We start from the raw sequence: 15223 nt of genomic DNA, 5'->3' as shown, positions 1-15223 counted from the left end.
CCGGCGCTTGAGTCTGTGCGTTGTTCCACATTGAGAATAGCGAACATTGACATTTGGCTGCGCCGTTTTAGGACACAAATGGATATCAAAAACGGGTCGGTGGTCCGGTTTTTCCATAGACCCTTTCCAGCCTTGTCATCGCCGCCGCGCATCGAGCCGGCGGACGGACTCGCGCACAGCACCGTGCAGCATGATCTCGAGATCGCCGACCACGCGGTACGGGTGTTCTTCCATGCCCTCTGCGACCCATCGCAGCACCACGGCAAGCACGGCCGAGGTGTAGAAGTCCACCACCAGCACACGGTCCCCGGGGTCTGCCGGCCCGCCGCCGTCCTGGTCCATCACAGCCTCGGTGATGGGGCGCATCTGCCTAAACAGGAAACGCTCCAGCCCGGGCTGTCCCACCCCGTTGAGCACCCCCAGCGTCGACGAACGGTTCTCGCGCATGTAGAGCAGCAGCCGCACCAGCCCGTCCGCCCAGCCCACCTCCGCCGCGAATGTGCGGACCTGCCGGGCTACCTCTGTCTCGAACACCCAGACGGCAAGCTGCCGCACATCCGGGAAATGGTAGTAGAACGCCTGCCGCGTCAGCCCGCAGTCCCGTACCAACTCGGTGACTGTCACCTTGTCGAGGGGCTCAGTTCGCAGACGGGCCTTGAGCGCGGCCGCGAGAGCTGCTCGTGCATCCGTAGAACGCTTCGCCTGGGACACCTCATCGGTCATGCCTGAAGGTAACACCGCGCCTGACTGGACACATCGCACCACCTGTCTAATGACCCGGGGCGCGGGCGTTTTTACCTTTAATCCGAAGGCACAAATTACACCGGGCTGCTAAGGAGAGGTCCCTAGATGTTCTTGTACGAATCGATTCCCTGGTACTCCTGGGCGATGTTCGGCGTCGTCCTGGTTGGCCTCATTGCGCTCAATGAGGTGACACGGCGCTGGAAGTGGGCCGGTCTGGCCTTCTTCGTGGCGCTGCCCATCCTGCTGACCGTCTTTGTGTGGCCGACGACGGCCGGAGACGGATCGTCCACAGGTACCTGGTTCCACTGGGTGAAGGTGTACTCGGCGCTCCTTGGGTGCCTGGGCTTTATGCTCATCCGGTACGTCCCGCGCCTGGCGAAGAACCGCTGGATGCTTCTGTTCCCTGCGCTGATCCTGGCGATCAACATCGCCGAGGCAGTCATCCGCGACTTCGAGGTGGCGGGCCTGCAGGGCATGCACGACGGCGTGTTCATGGTCGGCGGTCCGTGGAACTACATGAATGCCATTGCCGGCATCCTGAACCTGCTCACCATCTGCGGCTGGACGGGCATCATCGTCTCGAGCGACAAGTCGAAGGACATGATCTGGCCTGACATGATGTGGTTCTGGATCGTCGCCTACGACCTGTGGAACTTTGCCTACGTCTACAACTGCGTCGGTGACCACTCGTTCTACGCCGGTGCGGCACTGCTCATCTCCTGCACCATCCCCGCGTTCTTCATCAAGAAGGGTGCGTGGCTGCAGCACCGCGCCCACACCCTTGCGCTGTGGATGATGTTCACCATGGCGGCCCCGACCTTCGTAAGCACCTCGCCGTTCGCCGTCGAGTCCTCACACAACCCCACCGCGCTGTTCGTCGTGTCGGCCATCTCCCTGGCGGCCAACATCGCCGTCGCGGTCTACCAGGTGTTCACCATTCTCAAGCGGCACCGCAACCCGCTGCGCGACGAGCTGTACACCCACCTGCCCCAGTACCAGGAAGTGCGCAGCGCTAACCTGCCGAGCGGTTCTTCGGCCGGTCTGCCCGGGTCCCACGGGACGGACCGAACGGTCACCGTCTAAGAACGCGATGCCACCGGCTCCGGCCGGTGCCGCAGACACCATGCGCCGTGGTCGAGCCTTACCGGCTCGGCCACGGCGCTGCTGCGTAGGGGGCACCGTGCCAAGATCATTTCCCTGCGGACCACAGGCTTCACGTGTGTTTACTGCACCCGTGTCAGAAAGGTCAGGGTTGGCCGGCTGGTACCCAGCTGCCAGTATTACACCTTCTGCATCAGTCTGGGTGTGTCCCACAGCTGGGACGGCAATCCTCCGGAGTCCTGCCCCGGATGGCTTGATGTCTACATCAATGGGCAGCACACCGCTCACCTGAACATGGGTGCCACCGACGCTCCGGTGACCTGGTCCTGCGTTATCGGCGTCGGCCTTGGCATGGCCACGCTGTTTGCCCCGGGTGCAGGCCAGGTGGGCTGGGCCCTTGCTGGTACTCTGGCTGGAATTGGAGTGACTATTGCCGGGTGTGCCGGCTTTTAACCAATCCTGAAATAATTGTCGCCAACGGAGAGGCGAAAGCATGAGAGACAAAATTCCCAGCCGCTGGATCAGCGCATCATTCTTCGCGTGGGCAATTCTGTTTGCCGTGTGGCAGCCCCTGGAGTGGTGGCGCATCGTCGCTGCAGTCGTGATGGTCTGCTTTGGCCTTTACGGGTTCTTCCTTTGGTGGAAGGGCCGGTCCAAAGAGCCGCAGCGGACAGATCCATCTCTTCACTCAGGTACAGGCGATATGTGACACCCTGCTCATCCCCTTAGCCGGCAGTCCCCGTCTTGTGCGGGGGGGGTGCCGGCTTTTTTGTGCGGCGGTCCGCTCCAGCGACTCAACCGTCGTAGCCTCCATCGAGCAGCGCGCGTGCTGCTGCCGCCTCCTGGAAGCGGTCTTCGCGTATCGCCTTGACGGGTGACTCGTATCCCAGCCGCGGGTTGATGCTCATGATCCATGCCTGGGCAGTCCGCCGGCCTTGGCTGGTTTCGATGTCGTTCATCAGGTCGTAGGCGAAGCCGAGCCTCTGCTGAGCGGGCTGCGTCGGAGTCCGCGTAGACTGCCGCCATGCCGATCGATTCCGATGCCCCGCTGCCGTCCTACGTATCCGGTTCCCTGCCTGGTGTGGAGACCGTCATGAACCATCGAATTAGGGTGGACGGAAGCCGGTGGCAGAAAGCCCTCGCGGACCGCGGCCTGCCCGCTCTGGAGGGTGCGCTGGCGGATCCTGGCCTGACCTTCGTGTCCCGGAGCGATGTCTTCGAGCTCGGTGCCAGGGAGATCGCGCCGGAGAACGCTTTCCAGCTCCTCTACTACTCCCTGGCCTGGGGGCTTGGCAGGAAGGCTCGGAACCTGCCTAAGCGGCTCGACGGATTGGCAGAGGACCCGGAGAGGACCGCTGAGCTCCTCGTGGACGCATGGACGGCCGTCCGCAGCAGAGAGCCGGCGGAGGACATTTACAGCATTCTGGCCACCCCCAAGGGCAAAGCCCGGATCCCCCAGTTCGGCCCGGCCTTCTCGACAAAGTTCCTCTACTTCGCACAGGGCCCCACCGTCCCGCCCCGTTACGTCATCCTGGACAAGGTTGTGGCCACGAACCTGCATGAGGTGTGGCCCGGCGCCCCCAAGGCCGGCTGGTACCCGGACACGTACGAACGGTACTGCGCCTTCATGAGCCGCTGGGCCGATCTGGCCACCGACGAGCTGCACGGTGAGCGCACGGTCCGCGCCGATGAGATCGAGTACGCCGTCTTCCACCGCAGGTAGGGCTGCAACGGATCCATGAACAGCGAAAAGGATGCCCGTACTGGGCTGCTGCGCCCTGTCACGGAATGGCTCGGAGCCAGCCCTGTCCTCCCCCGGATAGCCACCGGGCTGCTCCTGGCCGGCGTCCTGGCCGTCTTTCCTGGATTCATGATGTTCCTGTTCGTGGCCGGGGGAAAGTTCATCCCCTGGTGGATGGCCGGCGGGGTCCTGCTGGCCGCGGCCGCTGCCCTCGTTCTTATCCAGGCCTCAGCCCGAAAATCTGTCCCGGAGGACCACGCCTTCAAATGGTCCGAGGTTCAAAACAGCTGGTTCTGGACTTCGCTGGTGCTGTGCGCATTCTGCTGCGGGATAGGGATGGCCGTAGACGCCTGGGACCGCTCCGGCTACAGCGTCGTGTCGAGAAACAACTCCGGCTGCACGCTAATCGCCAAGGAGACGACGTATTTCCGGGGCGGCGGCGGAGTCATGTATCTCGCGGAACCCTGGGGACTGGCGCACAGGGTCGGCGACTGGAGTGTCAACGAAGGCGGCAGGCCGGCACGCGACGGCCTGGTCAAGGTGAGCTGGGCAGGGTCGGGCGTGACCTACAGCGTTGACGGGGCTCCTTACGGCCCCTACGGCGGGGTCGGAAAAGGCCGGTGCTGGACGAAAGCTGTCACAGACCGCCTCGGCGGGGACTGACGCCTTCTCTCACCGGGCAGTCAGCTGCCGACCTCATGATTTCCACCCAAATCCGGTCCGGAAATCCCAAAAGAGGCTACCGACGATAATCTTCATTATCGTCGATGAAAATCCGGCCCCTTGAAGCGAGGTGAAAGATCGGTCCGCTTTTTTGCTGGCATTCCGGACTCCTGGGCTGGCATACGCTTTCTATGCTCCAGACTGTCCGGGTCCCAAAAGATCATCCGGGACTGCTGGAGGTTTAGTTGACAGCTGGGGTTGATAATTGTTTAGGCGGCTATGGCCGTGTTTTTTATTGTCTCAAACTCGATGGGTGTCAGCCGTCCGAGGGCACGCTGACGGCGTTTTCGATGGTAACTGCGCTCGATCCAGGTCGTAATGGCCAGCCTGAGCTCGGCGCGGGTCTCCCAGCGTTTGCGGTTCAAGACGTTCTTCTGGAGCAGGGAGAAGAACGATTCCATCGCGGCGTTGTCACCGCAGGCCCCTACCCGGCCCATCGATCCGCTCAAGCCATATGTGCTCAGAGCCAGGACGAACTTCCTGGACCTGAATTGGGATCCGCGGTCCGAGTGCACCACCGTGCCTGCTGGTTTCCTAAGGGCCACGGCATGGTCCAGCGCAGCAACGGCCAGGGACGCTTTCATCCGCGCGTCCATCGAATACCCGACGATGCGGTTTGAATGAAGGTCCTTAATGGCGCACAGGTAAAGCTTTCCCTCCCCGGTGTGGTGCTCGGTGATGTCCGTGAGCCATTTCCGGTTCGGTGCCGTGGCGCTGAAGTCCCGCTCGATGAGGTCATCGTGGACCGGCGGGCCGGCTTTGAGGCCTGACCGGCGCCGGCGATGAATCACGGAGAGGATGCCGTTCTCGGAGCACAGCCGCCAGATCCTGCGTTCGCTGACCGTAGGGCCGGGGCCGGCGTTGATCTCATCGGCGATGAACCGGTACCCGAAGGCAGGATCATCGCGGTGGTGATCAATGGCGGCGTTGATCAGGTGCGCTTCTTCCCAGTCCCGGGACGGGACAGGATTGGCGACCCACTGGTAGTAGGCCTGTCTGGAGAAATTCAATACCCGGCAGCACACTGCCACGGGAACCCTGATCGAGGCATCCCTGGCAGCCAGCTCACGGACCAGCGGGTACATCATTTTTTTGGATTGATATCCCGGGACAGATAGGCCACGGCACGGCGCATTACTTCGGCTTCCTGCTCCAGGAGCCGGATGCGCCTGTTGGCCTCCCGCAGCTTCGCGGAGTCATCGGACACGGAACCGGATTTCACGCCGTCCTCTTTGTCGGCGATCTTCATCCAGCGGTGAAGGGCTGCCGGTGAGACACCGAAGTCCTTAGCGATCTGGGTAATGGGTGCTTCGCCCTTTCGGGCGACCGCGACGACATCGCGTCGGAACTCGTCGGGAAAGGCTTTGGGCATGATGAACATCCTTCCACCTGCAAGGATCAAATCCTCACAGGCAAAGTGTCAATCAAACCTTCAGCAGTCCCAAGCCTGCATGTAAGTGCCGTTCCGCGTCCAGAAAACAGCCCCGATCGTGTTGGTCGCGGGCGACTCAAGACGACGCCGCAACAGCACATCAACGACGAACCGGGGGATAGGGATGATCCGAGCACCCGAGGCCGTCTTCGTAGCGTCCTGACGAAATTTCGGACCTTTTCGAGGTTCGACGATTGTGCCCGTTATAGATACCTTTCCGACCTCGCCCGACAGGTCGACGTCCTGCCATCGCAGTGCCAGTACTTCTCCAATCCGGGCTCCGGTGCCCAGCATTACGTCGACCACATCCGAGAGGGCGCTCGTGGGCGCGGGCCCCGGGACGCCCGGCTCGGAACGCCAATTCCGGACGGCCGCCCGTATCGCCTCGAGGGCTGGCATATCCAGTGCCTGCGGTTTCTTGGCATTGCGTGAAAGACGGTCCACCTCAAGTACAGGATTAGCATCGACGTAGAGGTCATGCCTGATCGCGTAGGACATTATCTGGCGCAGAATCGTCTTTCCGATTCGCACGTTCGAGCTACCTTTACCGTCCACCGTGAGAGAGCGCAGAAAAGCGTCACAGGTGGATGTGCGGATCGACCGGATCGGCAACGCCCCCAAACCGGGGATAAGGTACCGACGCATGACAGCCTCGTACTGGTCCCAGGTCTGCCGTCGGATTCGTCCGCGAGGACTCTCCCAAGTTTCTTCGCCCCGCTCATCCACGACGACCTTGGCAGGTTCGATGCTGGAGAGCCATCTGCGAGCAACCTCTCCGAAAGAGATGTTCTCAACTGGTTGCCGTCCCTGGTCCTGCCGCTCTTTCATCGCGGCCAGCAGAGCGTTCTCCGCCTTACCTTTGGTCGCGGCATGTTTGCTATAGACCCTAGTGACGCCGTCCATATCCTTAAAACGACAGGACGCCCGCCATTTACCAGTCTTAGCGTTCTTCTTGGAAACAATCGCGCCCCACGCCCCAATCGGCAACGCTGCCCTAGGCATCAGGCGGCGTCCCTTGCAGCCCGTTCAATCCAAGCGTGCACGGTCGCGCGCTTATAGCGGACGAATCCATGCAACTTAAGTGGGCGCGGGCCCACACCGTTGGAACTCCAGTTAGCCAGCGTCTTCGGTGAGATCTGCAGCCATGCTGCAACTTCAACTCTGGTCAGGAGCTTCTCCGGCAGACTTTCGCCGGGAACCGGTTCCGTAACTTCGTATTCCTGCATAGTGGTTTCTATGCGTGCCGCTCCCCGACGGCTGACAGCTTTTTCAGCGAAAGCGTGTCGTAAGCGTGTCGTGGGCCCTTTTCGTCCCATGAGAAAACCCCTCCTGATCGGGCGTGATGCCTGATCAGGAGGGGTGTGCTGGAGCCCCCTGCCGGATTCGAACCGGCGACCCCCTGTTTACAAGACAGGTGCTCTGGCCAACTGAGCTAAGGAGGCGTGGACCGGATCGCCCGGCCCTGCGCCGTCGTTATCCACAAACAACAAAACAGCGCTAGACAAGATTAGCCCAGCACACCCGCCGGAACGAAACCAGGCATGGTTCGTTCCGGCGGACGCGGCTGGGGCGAAGCAGGATCTAGGAGGAAGCCTCTTCGTTGTTCGCGTCGATAGCGGTCTGGACCGTTTCCACGAAGGAGTTCAGGTCTGCCTCGGCACCGTTGACGTAGACGGTGGGGGTGCCGCCGACTTCGGCTGCGCGGGCCACGGCGTCGGCGTACTTGACGTAGGTGCGGAAGCCGTCGTTCTCGATGCAGTCAGCGGCCTCGGTAGCGCCCACGGACTCGGCCATGTCCACCAGGGCAGCGTTATTGACTTCACCCGCGGCGTGCTGGGCGAAGATGGCCTTCATGAAGTCCCAGTAGGACTCTGGGTTGGTGTCGGCAACGCAGGCAGCGGCATTGGCGCCGCGGGAGGAGTAGTTGGTCGGCGAGTTGCGGTCCAGGAAGGCAACCGTGCGGTATTCAAGGGTGACCTCACCTGCGTCGAGCCAGGTCTGCACCTGGTCAGCGTACGTGGCGGAGAAGTCGGCACAGTGAACGCAGTTGATGTCCACGTACTCCACGATCTGGACCGGTTCGCCCGGAGCGGCGGCCTCTACGCCTGCGGGAACAGTGTCGCCGGCTTCGTTGGTCGTGGTGGCCTCGGGGAGGTTATTTACGTCGACCTCTCCGGTGTCTGCAGGTTCTAGCGAGGTCGTGGAGGTCAGGGTGAAACCGCCGTTGATGTTGCCGTTCGCCGGGGCAGGACCGGCGTCGGGGATGTCTCCGCGAACACTGTTAATGACGATCACAGCAACGATGACGATCACGGCCACGATGCCCGCGACGATGCCCCAGCGGGTCAGCAGCTTATTGCGGCGCTCCTTCTTAAGCTGCGCTTCGCGCAGGGCACGTGCCTTCTCACGGGCAACGGCCTGGCGCTCGGCCTTGGTCTGCTTGGGGTTCCGGTCACTCATATTTCCTTCTGTCTCTCAAGCGGCCGCCCTCACGGCGGTATCAGCGTACACAGGGGTATCCAGGGACTACGATATCCCCGCTCCCCCACCCACAACGCCTTGAGTGGGTACAAAGGTTCCCCCGTTGGATAGAGTGGCGAACAAACAAGTCAACTTAGGAGTGCAAAAGGTGAACGCTGTTGCCGCTGAATCGAAGACTGAGAATTCAACGGACGGGTACGGCGATTACGACTTCATAGTGGTCTCCAACCGCCTGCCCGTGGACCGCGTAGCGGACAACGGATCAGAGGGCAGTGACGAGTGGCGGCGCTCCCCGGGTGGCCTGGTGACGGCCCTCGCTCCGGTCATGGCGAAGGCCGACGGCGCGTGGGTGGGATGGCACGGCGCCCCCGATGAGACCCTTGAACCCTTTGACCACGAAAACATGCACCTGCGTCCGGTACCGCTGAGTGCCTCCGAGGTCGAGCTCTATTACGAGGGATTCTCCAATGCCACGCTGTGGCCGCTCTACCACGACGTGATCGCTCCCCCGGAGTTCCACCGAACCTGGTGGGATTCCTACCGCACGGTTAACCGCCGTTTCGCCGAAGCCGCAGCTGAAGTTGCTGCTGAAGGCGCCACGGTCTGGGTGCAGGATTACCAGCTCCAGCTTGTCCCGCAGATGCTCCGCAAGGCACGCCCTGACCTGAAAATCGGATTCTTCAACCACATTCCCTTCCCTCCGCTGGAGATCTTCGCCCAGCTGCCCTGGCGCAAGGACATCATTGCCGGCCTGCTGGGCGCCGACCTGATCGGCTTCCAGCGACCCAGCGACACCGCGAACTTCCTGCGCTGCGTCCGCCGCTTCGCCGGGCACTCGGTGCGCCAGCAGCAGGTCCATGTCACCACCGAGGACGGCGACACCTACGTGTCGCGGGCCGAGGCCTTCCCGATCTCCATCGACGTTGAGCAGATCACCAAACTCGCCCAGCGCGAAGACATCATTGAGCGCTCCAAGCAGATCCGGCGGGAACTGGGTAACCCGAAGGTGATCCTGCTGGGTGTGGACCGCCTGGACTACACAAAGGGCATCAGCCACCGCCTGAAGGCCTACGGCGAGCTCCTCGAAGACGGACGGATCAGTGTTGAGGACGCGGCACTGATCCAGGTTGCCAGCCCCAGCCGCGAACGCGTGGAACAGTACAGGCTGCTGCGCGAAGAGGTAGAGGGAACCGTCGGCCGGATCAACGGCACTTACGACACCATGTCCAACACCGCGATCCGCTACCTCCACCACTCCTACCCGGTGGAGGAGATGGTGGCGCTGTACCTGGCCTCCGACGTCATGCTGGTAACCGCACTGCGGGACGGCATGAACCTGGTAGCCAAGGAATACGTGGCAGCCCGGACTGAAAACACGGGTGCGCTGGTGCTCAGCGAATTCGCCGGTGCCGCGGACCAGCTCCGCCAGGCCGTACTGGTCAACCCGCACGACATCGACCGGCTCAAGGACGCGATCGTCTCCGCCATCCAGATGCAGCCGCGCGAAGCCCAGCGCCGCATGCGCCTGATGCGCCGCCAGGTACTGCAGAACGACGTCGAGCGCTGGTCGCAGAACTTCCTCAACGCACTGCGGCTGGAAGGCGAAGCCCAGTGATCACGATGGAACTGCGCACCGCGCTGGCCACACTGGCCGCCACCGACCATTTGCTGGTTGCCACGGACTTCGACGGCGTCATGGCACCCCTCGTCGAGCATGCAGACCAGGCCCGGCCCCTGCCGGAAGCAGCCGCTGCCCTGCGTTCCCTCGCTGCCGTACCCCGGACGTCGACGGCGCTGATCTCCGGGCGCGCACTGGACAGCCTCCGCAGGGCTGCCAGTCCCGAGCCTGAAACCCTGCTGGTGGGCAGCCACGGGGCGGAAACGTGGACCGGACCAAACGCTGCTCCCCTGCAGCTCACCCCGGAGCAGGCTGAACTCCTGGCCAGGGCCCGCACGGCAGTCACCTCAGTAGCGCAGGACGCTCCGGGCTGCTGGGTGGAAGACAAGCCTGCAGGCGTGGTGCTGCACACCCGCAGCGCCCCCGACGACGTAGCCTCCGCAGCCGTCGACGCTGCCCGCGCCCGTCTGGGCGAACTCGACGGTGTACAGGTCACCGACGGCAAGCGGGTCCTGGAAGTATCCGTGGTGCATACCAGCAAGGGCGAAGGAATCCGCGCCCTCCGGGAGCTCACCGGTGCAACGGCCGTTTTCTTCGCCGGCGATGATGTCACAGACGAACGAGGGTTCGAGGCGCTGGAATCCGAAGACGTGGGAATTAAGATCGGCCCCGGGGACACTGCTGCCCCGTTCCGGGTCGATTCGCCCGCCGAATTCGCTGCAGTCCTGGAACATTTGCTCGAACTGCGCCGCGCCGCCGTCGAAAATTAACCGCCCGTACACCCGTTTTGCTTCTGTCCGCTGGACAGGCATGGCATACTTGCGGCAGTGAGCGAGCAAGTGGCGCTCATCACGCTGTTTTACAACTACACATCCACCCATTCACAACGGATCGTCGGGCACGTACCTGCCCGTGAAGGGAAATATCATGGCAACGGTAACGTTTGACCAAGCAACACGGCTGTACCCGGGCACCGAGCGCCCCGCAGTCAACAACCTCAGCCTCGAAATCGCCGACGGCGAGTTCCTGGTGCTCGTCGGCCCATCAGGCTGCGGCAAGTCCACCTCGCTGCGTATGCTCGCCGGCCTGGAAGACGTGAATTCCGGGCGCATCCTCATCGGTGACCGTGACGTCACCGATGTTCCGCCCAAGGACCGCGACATTGCCATGGTGTTCCAGAACTACGCCCTGTACCCGCACATGTCTGTTGCGGACAACATGGGATTCGCGCTGAAGATTGCCGGCGTCCCGAAGGAAGAACGGATGGAGCGCGTCCGCGACGCCGCCAAGCTGCTCGACCTCGAGGATTACCTGGACCGCAAGCCGAAGGCGCTCTCCGGCGGCCAGCGGCAGCGCGTTGCCATGGGCCGCGCAATTGTCCGTAATCCGCAGGTCTTCCTGATGGATGAGCCGCTTTCCAACCTGGATGCCAAGCTGCGTGTGCAGACCCGCACCCAGATCGCGTCCCTCACGCGCCGCCTCGGCGTAACCACTGTGTATGTCACGCATGATCAGGTGGAAGCCATGACCATGGGCGACCGCGTCGCGGTGCTGAAGGACGGCGTGCTGCAGCAGGTGGACACCCCGCGGAACCTCTACGACAAGCCGATGAACGTCTTTGTCGCCGGTTTCATGGGCTCCCCTGCCATGAACCTGCTGGAGCTTCCCGTCACCGAAGGCGGCGTGACGTTCGGCGGCACGGTGTACCCGGTGCCCCGCAGCATTCTCGACGCCGCCGCGGGCAACACCGTGACGTTCGGCGTCCGTCCGGAAGACATGGACGTTGCAGCCGAGGGCGAAGGCCTGAAGGTGGAGGTGGATGTGGTCGAGGAACTGGGTGCAGACGCCTTCGTTTACGGACACACTTTCCTGGACGGCCAGGAACATGAGATCACCGCCCGTGTGGATGCACGGAAGCCCCCGGCCAAGGGAGACAGCCTGTTTGTCCGGCCCAAGGCCGGCCACGTGCATCTCTTTGACACCAGCACCGGTGAGCGACTTGCTGACGAGGCATAGCCTTTAGCCCCAGTGTTCACGTGCGGTGACCTATCCCCTGATCTAGACTACTGGGGAAGGTCACCGCACTGGTTTAAACCCCCAGAGCCGATAGAAGGCGTGGATGCCCATGACAGATGCTGCGCGCGCCAACTGGCGTGATGAACCAACCAACTGGGATCAGCCGGGCAAACTTCCCCGGAGCCATGCGGAGGCGACCAAGGACCCTCTCGGCTCGCTGAACATCACCGCCGCGTCGATGGACCCGGCCCTGCTGGACCTCCCCTGGTCCATTCCGCTTGAGGAATGGCCCAAGGAGAACCTTGCTGCCCTTCCGCGCGGCATTTCCCGCCACGTCGTCCGGTTTGCCCGGATGGGTGATTCACTGATCGCGATCAAGGAAACCAGCGAACATGTGGCACGGCAGGAGTACCACATGCTCCGCAAGCTGCGGCGGCTGAACGTGCCCAGCGTGGCTCCCGTTGCCGTCATTACCGGCCGTATGGATGCCCAGGGTAATGAACTGGACCCGGTGCTGGTTACCCGGCACCTGCGCTTTTCGCTGCCCTACCGTGCCGTTTTTTCCCAGACACTGCGCGAGGTCACGCTTACCCGCCTGATCGATGCCCAGGCTCTGCTGCTGGTCCGGCTGCACCTGGCCGGCTTCTACTGGGGCGACGTTTCCCTCTCCAACACACTCTTCCGGCGCGACGCCGGCGCGTTCGCCGCCTACCTGGTGGACGCTGAGACCGGTGAGCTTTACCCAGAACTCTCCAACGGCCAGCGTGAATACGACCTGGAAATTGCCCGCGTGAACATCGCCGGTGAACTCATGGACCTGGCAGAGGGCGGCCTGATCGAAGAGAACATCGACCCGCTGGCCACCAGCGAACGCATCATGGACAGCTACCGGAACCTCTGGGCTGAACTCACCGAGCAGGAGTCCTTCGAACTCGGTGAACGCTGGCGTGTGAACGCGCGCATCCGGCGCCTCAATGAGCTGGGGTTCGACGTCGACGAACTCACCATCCGCACCACCCCGGACGGCTCCCAGGTACAGCTCCAGCCAAAGGTGGTCGACGCCGGCCACCACCAGCGACGCCTCATGCGCCTGACCGGGCTCGATGCCCAGGAGAACCAGGCACGCAGACTGCTGAATGACCTGGACTCCTACCGGGCGGACAATCACCCGGACATGAATGAGGAACTCAGCGCCCACCTGTGGGTGACCCAGGTCTTTGAACCGATCGTGAAGGCCGTGCCGCGGGAGCTGGGCAGCAAGCTGGAGCAGGCAGAGGTTGTCCACGAGGTGCTCGAGCACCGGTGGTACATGTCAGAGAAGGAGAACCGCAACGTGCCGCTGGCTGAAGCAGTGCAGTCCTATCTGGACACCGTGCTGCGCCACCGGCGTGACGAGGCTGCCATCCTCCTCAACCCGGATACAACAACCATGCGCATACTGGAAAGCGGTGCCGCACCGGGATAAGTCTTTCGCACAGCAGGAAGGCCGGGCCCCAGGGCCCGGCCTTCCTGCGTTGGCTGCGTGGTTAGAGGGACTGTTCGAATTCCAATTCCATCGGATCGCACTCGTACATTTCGCCGTCCACGAAGTGGGTTCCGGGCCCGCGGTCCTCGCAGACCTCTATGAGCGTCCCCACCTGGTCAAGGGCGAAAACGAAGAGGAGGATCGTGGCCAGCAGCGTCAGCACGAACACGACGCCGCCGATGATGATGCCGGCCAAAGCCGGACCATTGCTCATCTTCGCCTTACGGGACTGCACGAAGGCCACGATGCTGAGGATCACGCCAACCAGTGAGGCGAACGGGATGAAGAACAGGCAGGACAGGATCAGGCCAACGATGCCCATGGTCTTGCCCGGCTGCTGTGCGGGAGGCTGGTAGGCGCCCTGGTAGCCGTAGGGTCCGGGCTGTGACCCGCCCGGGTAGCTCGGCTGACCGTACGGACCCGGGGTTGAAGACTGGCCGTACGCGGACTGGCTGCCGTAGCCGGGCTGGCCGTAGCTGGGCTGGCCCGCGGGCTGGCCCGCGGGCTGGCCATAGCTGGGCTGGCTGCCGTAACCGGGCTGGCCGGACGGCTGGCCATAGCCGGACTGGCCGCCGGACTCGGACGGGGCCGGATCTCCTGCGGGCTGGCCGGAGGGCTGGCCCCACGACGACGCCTCTCCCTGTCCGCTGGTGTCCTGTGTGCCGCTGTCGCCGGACCCCTGTGCCGCTTCAGCCCCCGGGTTCGGGGCCGCAGTCTGGCCATAGGGAAGGCTGGCCGGAGCTGCGAAGGGCTGGCTGCCGGAATCATCCTGCGTGCCGTACTGGCCGTAGAGCCGTTGTGTGGGCGCCGCATCCTCAGCGGCCGGCGTCGGAGTCTGGTCCGGCGTCGGAGTCTGGTCCGGCGTCGGAGTCTGGTCCGGCGTCGTTTCGTCCTGAGGCTCGGGGTGGCCTGCGTCGGCGTTGTTGCGGTTTTCTGACATGGTTCTCCCGGAATGCTGGGGTCGGATGTGTGGCCTGCGGTACGGCCTGGCGGCAGTGCCCGCGATCGCGGCCAGTCTATCCTGCACCGCTGTATAGAACCCGTACGTTTTGACCCCGTTACGCCTAGTCAGGGCACTGTTAGCACCGAAGCGTCCGGCGCCACACTAATGTGTGAGCAATCACCGTCTTATTCTGGCACATACTCAGGAACACCCGCGTTTAACATTTGAGTAAGCAGTCTGCGATGTGCGAAAAGGATGATGCTGTCTATGGACAACGCCCTCCACGAACGTTCTTTGCCTTCCCGGCAACTCCGTCTTGTGCCGGTCCATGAAGCCTCTACCGTGCGGGAGAGACAGTGGTGGCGTTCCTCGGTCATCTACCAGATCTACCCGCGTTCCTTCCGCGACCTGAGCGGGGACGGCATCGGAGACCTGCCCGGCATCACCGCCGAAATCCCCACCCTGGCCGAACTGGACATCGACGCGATCTGGCTCTCCCCGTTTTACAAGTCGCCGCAGAAAGATGCCGGCTACGACGTCGCGGACTACTGTTCCGTCGACCCCCTCTTCGGCACTTTGGAAGATTTTGACAACCTCGTCGCCACCGCACGCGAACACGGCATCCGCGTCATCGTGGACCTGGTCCCCAACCACTGCTCCGACCAGCACACCCTCTTCCAGGCAGCCCTGGCCGCACCCGAAAACTCCCCCGCCCGCGACATGTTCATCTTCCGCGACGGCACCGGCGAACACGGTCAAAACCCGCCCAACAACTGGCAGTCCCACTTCGGCGGACCAGCCTGGACCCGTACCACCAACCCCGACGGCACCCCCGGCCAGTGGTACCTGCACCTCTTCGACTCCACCCAGCCCGACTTCAACTGGGACAACCCCGCCGT

16 protein-coding genes and 1 tRNA gene are annotated in these 15223 nt (G+C 63.0%); 10 read left to right on the top strand and 7 right to left on the bottom strand.

Going from position 1 to position 15223, the window contains the following annotated elements; translation table 11 throughout:
• Positions 1-135: 135 nt before the first annotated feature.
• Positions 136-723 (bottom strand): TetR-like C-terminal domain-containing protein, encoded by a 588-nt coding sequence (locus AO716_RS04995; protein WP_055239877.1) that lies wholly within the window; start codon positions 721-723, stop codon positions 136-138.
• Between the two features lie 126 nt (positions 724-849).
• On the opposite strand from AO716_RS04995, the gene AO716_RS04990 reads away from it, so the two are divergent.
• The 3 genes from AO716_RS04990 (at position 850) to AO716_RS04980 (ending at position 2554) form a co-directional block, all read left to right on the top strand.
• Positions 850-1827 carry a DUF5692 family protein gene (locus tag AO716_RS04990; RefSeq protein WP_055239876.1) on the top strand — a complete coding sequence of 326 codons (978 nt, stop codon included), beginning with the start codon at positions 850-852 and terminating at the stop codon, positions 1825-1827.
• A gap of 222 nt (positions 1828-2049) precedes the next feature.
• On the top strand, positions 2050-2298 hold the full coding sequence (locus AO716_RS04985) for a hypothetical protein (RefSeq protein ID WP_055239875.1): 249 nt from the start codon (positions 2050-2052) through the stop codon (positions 2296-2298).
• Positions 2299-2338: 40 nt separating this feature from the next.
• Complete coding sequence (locus tag AO716_RS04980; protein WP_055239874.1) at positions 2339-2554, top strand: hypothetical protein; 216 nt, start codon at positions 2339-2341, stop codon at positions 2552-2554.
• A gap of 85 nt (positions 2555-2639) precedes the next feature.
• Here AO716_RS04980 and AO716_RS17430 read toward each other — a convergent pair whose 3' ends face one another.
• Complete coding sequence (locus AO716_RS17430) at positions 2640-2804, bottom strand: hypothetical protein (RefSeq protein ID WP_160317907.1); 165 nt, start codon at positions 2802-2804, stop codon at positions 2640-2642.
• A gap of 65 nt (positions 2805-2869) precedes the next feature.
• Between AO716_RS17430 and AO716_RS04975 the strand changes: the two genes are divergently transcribed.
• Entirely contained in the window at positions 2870-3568 is a 699-nt protein-coding gene (locus tag AO716_RS04975) for a hypothetical protein (RefSeq protein WP_055239873.1), read from the top strand.
• A 15-nt stretch (positions 3569-3583) separates the two neighbouring features.
• Positions 3584-4249: a hypothetical protein gene (locus AO716_RS04970; protein WP_055239872.1), complete on the top strand. Its 666-nt coding sequence runs from the start codon at positions 3584-3586 to the stop codon at positions 4247-4249.
• A gap of 269 nt (positions 4250-4518) precedes the next feature.
• On the opposite strand, the gene AO716_RS04965 is transcribed toward AO716_RS04970, so the two are convergent.
• The 4 genes from AO716_RS04965 to AO716_RS04940 all read right to left on the bottom strand — a co-directional run bounded on the left by AO716_RS04965 (position 4519) and on the right by AO716_RS04940 (position 8201).
• Positions 4519-5681, bottom strand: a protein-coding gene (locus AO716_RS04965) for an IS3 family transposase (protein ID WP_235472001.1) whose coding sequence is annotated in 2 segments (ribosomal slippage) — positions 4519-5400 and positions 5403-5681 — 1161 coding nt in all. Because the reading frame shifts where the segments join, the coding sequence is not laid out codon by codon here.
• Between the two features lie 60 nt (positions 5682-5741).
• Positions 5742-6644 (bottom strand): tyrosine-type recombinase/integrase, encoded by a 903-nt coding sequence (locus AO716_RS04955; RefSeq protein WP_055239870.1) that lies wholly within the window; start codon positions 6642-6644, stop codon positions 5742-5744.
• A gap of 462 nt (positions 6645-7106) precedes the next feature.
• A tRNA-Thr gene (locus AO716_RS04945) sits at positions 7107-7183 on the bottom strand.
• Between the two features lie 139 nt (positions 7184-7322).
• Entirely contained in the window at positions 7323-8201 is an 879-nt protein-coding gene (locus AO716_RS04940) for a DsbA family protein (RefSeq protein ID WP_055239868.1), read from the bottom strand.
• Positions 8202-8370: 169 nt separating this feature from the next.
• Between AO716_RS04940 and AO716_RS04935 the strand changes: the two genes are divergently transcribed.
• The 4 genes from AO716_RS04935 (at position 8371) to AO716_RS04920 (ending at position 13321) form a co-directional block, all read left to right on the top strand.
• Positions 8371-9837, top strand: coding sequence for an alpha,alpha-trehalose-phosphate synthase (UDP-forming) (locus tag AO716_RS04935; RefSeq protein ID WP_055239867.1), 1467 nt, complete (start codon positions 8371-8373; stop codon positions 9835-9837).
• A 5-nt stretch (positions 9838-9842) separates the two neighbouring features.
• Entirely contained in the window at positions 9843-10610 is a 768-nt protein-coding gene (gene otsB / locus AO716_RS04930; protein ID WP_055240088.1) for a trehalose-phosphatase, read from the top strand.
• A 157-nt stretch (positions 10611-10767) separates the two neighbouring features.
• Positions 10768-11856, top strand: coding sequence for an ABC transporter ATP-binding protein (locus AO716_RS04925; protein WP_055239866.1), 1089 nt, complete (start codon positions 10768-10770; stop codon positions 11854-11856).
• A gap of 109 nt (positions 11857-11965) precedes the next feature.
• On the top strand, positions 11966-13321 hold the full coding sequence (locus AO716_RS04920) for a DUF4032 domain-containing protein (RefSeq protein WP_055240087.1): 1356 nt from the start codon (positions 11966-11968) through the stop codon (positions 13319-13321).
• Positions 13322-13382: 61 nt separating this feature from the next.
• Here the strand turns inward: AO716_RS04920 and AO716_RS17505 are convergent, their stop codons facing one another.
• Positions 13383-14321 carry a DUF4190 domain-containing protein gene (locus AO716_RS17505; RefSeq protein ID WP_055239865.1) on the bottom strand — a complete coding sequence of 313 codons (939 nt, stop codon included), beginning with the start codon at positions 14319-14321 and terminating at the stop codon, positions 13383-13385.
• Between the two features lie 270 nt (positions 14322-14591).
• Here AO716_RS17505 and AO716_RS04910 point away from each other — a divergent pair.
• A partial coding sequence (locus AO716_RS04910; RefSeq protein ID WP_268753554.1) for an alpha-amylase family glycosyl hydrolase occupies positions 14592-15223 on the top strand: 632 nt, incomplete at its 3' end.

This window comes from Arthrobacter sp. Edens01 (genome assembly GCF_001307035.1).
In the GTDB taxonomy this organism is placed as follows: domain Bacteria; phylum Actinomycetota; class Actinomycetes; order Actinomycetales; family Micrococcaceae; genus Arthrobacter_B.
This window is presented reverse-complemented; position numbering and strand designations above follow the sequence as displayed.

Bases quoted from the DNA above. Each gene is read 5' to 3' on its own strand.
- AO716_RS04995 (WP_055239877.1), bottom strand. From the start codon at position 723: ATGACCGATGAGGTGTCCCAGGCGAAGCGTTCTACGGATGCACGAGCA.
- AO716_RS04990 (WP_055239876.1), top strand. From the start codon at position 850: ATGTTCTTGTACGAATCGATTCCCTGGTACTCCTGGGCGATGTTCGGC.
- AO716_RS04980 (WP_055239874.1), top strand. From the start codon at position 2,339: ATGAGAGACAAAATTCCCAGCCGCTGGATCAGCGCATCATTCTTCGCG.
- AO716_RS17430 (WP_160317907.1), bottom strand. From the start codon at position 2,804: ATGAACGACATCGAAACCAGCCAAGGCCGGCGGACTGCCCAGGCATGG.
- AO716_RS04975 (WP_055239873.1), top strand. From the start codon at position 2,870: ATGCCGATCGATTCCGATGCCCCGCTGCCGTCCTACGTATCCGGTTCC.
- AO716_RS04970 (WP_055239872.1), top strand. From the start codon at position 3,584: ATGAACAGCGAAAAGGATGCCCGTACTGGGCTGCTGCGCCCTGTCACG.
- AO716_RS04955 (WP_055239870.1), bottom strand. From the start codon at position 6,644: ATGGACGGCGTCACTAGGGTCTATAGCAAACATGCCGCGACCAAAGGT.
- AO716_RS04940 (WP_055239868.1), bottom strand. From the start codon at position 8,201: ATGAGTGACCGGAACCCCAAGCAGACCAAGGCCGAGCGCCAGGCCGTT.
- otsB (WP_055240088.1), top strand. From the start codon at position 9,843: ATGGAACTGCGCACCGCGCTGGCCACACTGGCCGCCACCGACCATTTG.
- AO716_RS04925 (WP_055239866.1), top strand. From the start codon at position 10,768: ATGGCAACGGTAACGTTTGACCAAGCAACACGGCTGTACCCGGGCACC.
- AO716_RS04920 (WP_055240087.1), top strand. From the start codon at position 11,966: ATGACAGATGCTGCGCGCGCCAACTGGCGTGATGAACCAACCAACTGG.
- AO716_RS17505 (WP_055239865.1), bottom strand. From the start codon at position 14,321: ATGTCAGAAAACCGCAACAACGCCGACGCAGGCCACCCCGAGCCTCAG.